This window comes from Candidatus Desulfolinea nitratireducens, assembly GCF_982879505.1.
In genome coordinates, this window is the sequence record NZ_CEYOSI010000216.1 from 1 (window position 1) to 5,835 (window position 5,835).

Below are 5,835 nucleotides of genomic sequence, written 5' to 3' on the forward strand. Positions count from 1 at the left end.
TGGAATTGGCCTTGCAAGTGTCTTTATGCCTGGACTGACGAAAGCGCGCGCAGCGAGCGGCTTGCTCCCGGATCAGGAGGGAAGAGTCGCTGAGCAATCCATTAAACTCTTCGAATCTCCCAGCTTCGACTCTGCAGCCATTAGCGAGGCCTGGCAGGATATTGTCCTGCCAATTACCGATATTGCAATCAGCGATGACGAGGAAGCCCATAACCGGATCTGGTACAAGATCGGTGAAAAAGGATATGCTTATTCGGGTAATATCCAGCCTGTGCTGACGAGGCTGAATGGGCCGATCTATGAACATCCCAGAACGGGAAATCTCGCAGAGGTGACAGTCCCCTACACAGACGCGCGCCGAGAACCTGATGATGAAGCGGAACTGGCCTATCGGCTTTATTACGAGACCACCCATTGGGTGGCCGAAACTATTACGAATGAGGAAACAAATAAAGTCTGGTATCGCCTGATGGACGATAAGTGGGGTGCCAAGAAGTACTATGTCCTCGCCTCGCATTTGCGGATTATCCCTGAAGCGGAGTTAATGCCAATCTCGCCCGAAGTGTCGAGTTATAGTAAATCCATTGAAGTACGCTTGATCCAGCAACTTGTGGTTGCCTACGAAGGCAGCCGTCCTGTTTTCGCGACACGGGCCTCTACAGGATCGCGTTTTGCCAGCGGAAAGTACTATACGCCGCAAGGCATATTTAAAACTTATTACAAACGCCCCAGCCGGCATATGGCTGCTGGTAACCTTGCCAATAACGGATACGATTTGCCAGGAGTCCCCTGGGTGCTCTATATCACCGAAGGAGGGATATCCTTCCACGGTACTTACTGGCATAATGATTTTGGTCGTCCACGCAGTCACGGTTGTATCAACCTCTCACCCCGGGCTGCAAAATGGCTTTACCGCTGGACTTTTCCTGTTGTAAAGCCAGAAAAAGAATTTGTCTACGGTTTTACCGGAACACATGTGGAGATTATTGAGTAAGATAAGATACGGAGAAAATCATCTAAGTTCTATGCAAAATTTACCGTCAACATTCACAAGACGAGATTTTCTCAAGTTCAGTGCAGCAGGCGTGTTAAGTCTATTGCTGGCAGATTTGGGAATATCTAAAGCCTACGCTGGTGCGCCTCCCCTCCAAAGGCAGGGACGCACAACGTGGAGCAGTCTCACCATTTACGACAAGCCTTCCTTTAGTGGAAAAAAAGTAAATCTTTATGGTCGGGATGTCATCCTGCCCATCACCGAGGAAATGATTATCGAAGGCGAGCACGCCTATAACCACCTTTGGTATCGAATCGGAAATGAAGGTTATGCCCATTCTGCCAATCTCCAGCCAGTCGTCACATCCTATAATATGCCTGTCTTCGACATCCCGGAAAGCGGAGTACTTGCAGAATTGACTATTCCCTTCGTGCCTATCCGGCTGGGGGCCGGGTTTGTTTATCGCCCTAAAATGCGTTATTACTACGGGACAACTTATTGGGTGAACCAGATTATTCAGGATCCCGACGACGGCTCCTATTGGTATCGTATTTATGATCAGGTGACTGAAACTTACTATTTTCTGCCGAGCTATAGTTTGCGGATCATCCCCGACGAGGAGCTTGCTCCCATTTCGCCAGAGATGCCTGCCGAGGAAAAATCACTCTATGTTGATCTTGAAAGTCAGGTCATGGTTGCCTATGAAGGCGATACGCCTGTAATGACCTCACTTGTCGCAAGCGGATGGGGAGGCACTCCTACCCCAATAGGTACTTTCAGTACTTATCATAAGGCCCCCTCTGTCCACATGACCGACGGTGCTGGAGATGCCGCCAATTATGACCTGCCAGGCGTTCCCTGGGTTTCATTTTTTACCGGCAATGGTGATGCTTTTCATGGCACTTATTGGCATAATGATTTTGGCGACCCACGCAGCCATGGTTGTGTGAATACGCCTGATAACGTGTCGAAATTCATTTATCTGTGGACAACACCTTATGTCCCGCTAGGGGAGGATTACCTCCATCTGCCTGGCGAAGGGACGCGAGTAGAAGTTGTAGATTCACAGATCAATTCTTAAGGAGAAGCTTATGCATACTGCTTTTACGCACAATCAATATTTGCTCAAACGCCAGGCCATTGCCCTTCAAGGCAAATTCCGTTTTTACGATCCACATGGAAATTTGGTAATGTTTAGCGAACAAAAAATGTTCAAATTACGCGAGGATATTCGCGTTTATTCAGACGAATCCAAATCTCAGGAAGTTCTCTCGATCAAAGCCCGTCAGATCATTGATTTCTCAGCTGCCTACGATGTGATCGATGCGACCAATAACGAGCATGTCGGTACACTTCGCCGCAAGGGATTGAAATCCATGCTCCGCGATGAATGGGAAATTCTAAATCCTGCCGGACAAGTAATCGGATCGCTCTTTGAAGACAGCATGGGACTTGCCCTGGTCCGCCGCATCCTTGTCTCGCTCATTCCCCAAAATTATGATATCAGCATTGGTCAAAGCATTGTCGCTGACTTAAAACAACGCTTCAACATCTTCCGCTACGAACTTGATCTCGATTTCAGCATGGACACCGCCAATCAACTGGATCGCCGTCTTGGAATTGGCGCGGGAATATTATTGGCTGCTGTGGAAGGAAAGCAATCTTAATGGCGAACGCTCCCCTTTTTGCTGGCCTCGTCGTGGATGAGTTTGATCGTGCTGTTGAAAGCGCACTGGTTGGCTCTGAACCTTGCTATGTCGTGGATGATGATGGCTTTCGTCGTCACATCCCTGCCGAGCAGATTGATCGTCAGGTGTTAAAGAAAATGGGTGAACTGATCGAGGGGCACGAGGACATCCTTGGTGAGCAGACCGCCAAAATGCTCGGTCAGGATGATATTTTTTCCCGTGCCATGATCCAAAATCAGATCGAAAATATTGAGGAACAATTTGAAACAATTCTTAAGTCTGGCATCCCGGAAGAGGGACGCAGCTATATGGGCATGATGGGATTCAAAATTGTCATCAACGTCCACGGAGAAGTTGTGCGCCTCGATCAACCTGAGGGACCGCCTGGTGATGAAAGGGATTAGTAACTACTCACCCTGGCATAAACAGAACACGGATTTGTACTGATTTTAGCGGATTTTCACGGAGAAAAGCAAAAAAGTTTTTAAAATCCGTGTAAATCTGCCTGATCTGCGAGAATCCGCGTCCCATTTTGACGGAGACTGAGTGGTTTCGGGGATTAAAATCTGAACCTGACTCATAAATCTCAATGAAACTTGTTATTTGTGGTACATTAATCTCTGTGTTAAATAAAATCAAAATATATCTGACCGATTGGCGCTGGACTCTTTCTCTTGGCTTGAGCCTCAGCGCTATTTTTGCGCTTTTTGAAGCTGGGAATTATCTCATTTCATGGCTTTCTACTGCACTGATCTTCTTTCTTGGCTTATGCGCGCTCCTTGCCCTTTGGCGTTGGTCCGGAAAAACTCAAATGCTCCTCCTGATTATCGCACTTGCGCTTCTTTTGCGCCTCGTCTCCGCGATTGTCTTACAGGTATTTCTCCCCATCAATGGCTATCAGGAAAGCGAACAGCAACAGGCGGGATATGTATTTTTCGATGCCTTCAGGCGGGACACACAGGCCTGGGATTTGGCGCAAAGCGAAGCATCTTTATTTACGGCCTTTAATAAGGAATATCATACCGACCAATATGGGGGATTACTGGCATTCAGTGCAGGAAGTTATCGCTATTTATCACCTGATGCCCATCGTCCACTTTTGATTGCACTCCTTGCCGCCTTTGCCGCCACATTTGGGATCCCTTTCTTTTGGATGGCGGCAAAAGAAATCGGTGGAGAAAAGCTTGCTTTCTCTGCAACGTGGCTTTTTGCTCTTTATCCCGAAAGTATTCTGCAGGGCAGCTCTCAAATGCGTGAGCCTTTTTTAATCAGTTTCGTTGCACTCACGCTCTGGGCATTTCTTACCTGGCAAATAGATCGTCAACACCGCTTTGCCCAATGGGGTTTGGGAATCGGTTTTACAGGTCTTTTGCTCATCTCTCCTGCCATTGCCATAATTAACCTGATAATCTTAAGCATCTACGCAGCAATTCAACATGAGCGCAACATCATCTCAAGTAAACAGATTATCATCATCATTGCCATATTTCTATTTGCCATCTTTCTTCTCTCTGCAGGTTTGAGTCAAAAGAATTTTGCTTCCAATACTCCAATTGGAGTCATTCTCGAATGGTTGCATAAAGCAATTAAATGGGACGCCTACCAATTGGAGGTTGGCTCTGGCTGGGTGCAAAAACTTTATAAGGGGATGCCCGCTGCCTTTCACATTCCTTTTGCCACAGGATATGGATTGGCGCAGCCCGTTCTCCCTGCTGCCCTAATAGAGCCGACTACACCTATCTGGAAAACGATAGCAATTTTGCGCGCGTTGGGATGGTATCTCCTGGCACCTTTTCTGCTATATGGTTTTATTGCCATCCCAAAACTTGATTCACCCCAGGCGCGCCGGATCTGGACGTGGGTTGGACTTGCCAGCTGGACCTGGATCATCCTCGCATCCCTCCGCGCTGGCGGCGATCAATGGGATAATCCACGTTATAGAGTCATCTTCCTTACCTTGCAGGCTTTATTTGCTGCGCGGGCGTGGCTCTCGTATCGGGAACGCCGGGATGCCTGGTTCCCACGCATTTTAGCGGTAGAAGTCATTTTTCTGGCATTCTTTACCCACTGGTATGCAAGCCGTTATTACGTTCGATTCGCAACCCTTTCTTTCGGGGCAATGGTCGTGTGGATTCTATCCCTCAGCGCCCTTCTTCTATTTGGCGGCCTTTTCTGGGACAATTGGCAATCTCAGAAAAATAAGTCTGCTTGACATGCCTAGAGGAAGACGTATAATCTTTTCGCTTTAGAAAATTTTCACCAAGGAGATGCTATGCCTACTGCACTAATTACAGGGATCACAGGACAAGACGGTTCCTATTTGGCAGAATTATTGCTATCAAAAGATTATCAGGTAATTGGAATGGCGCGTCGTTCCAGTACAGTGAATTATGAGCGGATCAATCATCTTTTAGATGATATTAATGTCGTCCAGGGCGATCTACATGATCAGGGTTCGTTGCTTGCAATTTTGGAAGAACATAAACCTACAGAAGTTTATAACTTGGCAGCGCAGTCATTTGTGCCAGCATCCTGGAGCCAGGCGGTATTGACCGCCGAGGTGACTGCTCTGGGTGTAACACGGATGTTGGAAGCGATTCGCCTATTTGATCGTTCGATCAAGTTTTATCAGGCCTCAAGCAGCGAAATGTTTGGTAAAGTGCTTGAAGTACCACAAAAAGAAGACACGCCATTTTATCCGCGCAGCCCTTATGGTGTGGCCAAGGTGTATGGGCATTGGATATCAATAAATTATCGCGAATCTTATGATATCTTTGCAACATCGGGAATCCTCTTTAATCACGAAAGTCCGCGCCGTGGACTGGAGTTTGTGACTCGTAAGATCACGGACGCTGTTGCACGGATTAAACTTGGTCTGGCGAGTGAGCTTCGGCTTGGTAATCTCGACTCTCGCCGTGACTGGGGTTTTGCAGGTGATTATGTTGAAGCCATGTGGTTGATGCTCCAACAGGAGAAAGCTGATAACTATGTGATCGGCACCGGAGAAACCTATTCTGTGCGTGAGTTTTGTGAAAATGCCTTTGGCTTTGTCGATCTGGATTATAAGGATTATGTCGTCCAGGATCCACGCTTTTACCGCCCCGCTGAAGTGGATTTACTGATTTCCGATCCTTCCAAAGCGCGCGAAGAACT

The 5,835-nt window shown here is 47.4% G+C and carries 6 protein-coding genes; all 6 read left to right on the plus strand.

The features are described from left to right. Positions 1-994: L,D-transpeptidase (locus AC3DOM_RS14890; protein WP_487919833.1), on the plus strand; the 994-nt coding region annotated here is incomplete at its 5' end. A 31-nt stretch (positions 995-1,025) separates the two neighbouring features. Next, on the plus strand, positions 1,026-2,075 hold the full coding sequence (locus AC3DOM_RS14895; protein WP_487919834.1) for a L,D-transpeptidase family protein: 1,050 nt from the start codon (positions 1,026-1,028) through the stop codon (positions 2,073-2,075). A 10-nt stretch (positions 2,076-2,085) separates the two neighbouring features. Then, entirely contained in the window at positions 2,086-2,661 is a 576-nt protein-coding gene (locus tag AC3DOM_RS14900; RefSeq protein ID WP_487919835.1) for an LURP-one-related family protein, read from the plus strand. Then, entirely contained in the window at positions 2,661-3,086 is a 426-nt protein-coding gene (locus AC3DOM_RS14905; protein ID WP_487919836.1) for a hypothetical protein, read from the plus strand. The genes AC3DOM_RS14900 and AC3DOM_RS14905 overlap by 1 nt, the downstream gene beginning before the upstream one ends. A 218-nt stretch (positions 3,087-3,304) precedes the next feature. Beyond that, positions 3,305-4,894 carry a hypothetical protein gene (locus AC3DOM_RS14910; RefSeq protein WP_487919837.1) on the plus strand — a complete coding sequence of 530 codons (1,590 nt, stop codon included), beginning with the start codon at positions 3,305-3,307 and terminating at the stop codon, positions 4,892-4,894. Between the two features lie 60 nt (positions 4,895-4,954). Continuing rightward, positions 4,955-5,835: GDP-mannose 4,6-dehydratase (locus AC3DOM_RS14915; RefSeq protein ID WP_487919838.1), on the plus strand; the 881-nt coding region annotated here is incomplete at its 3' end.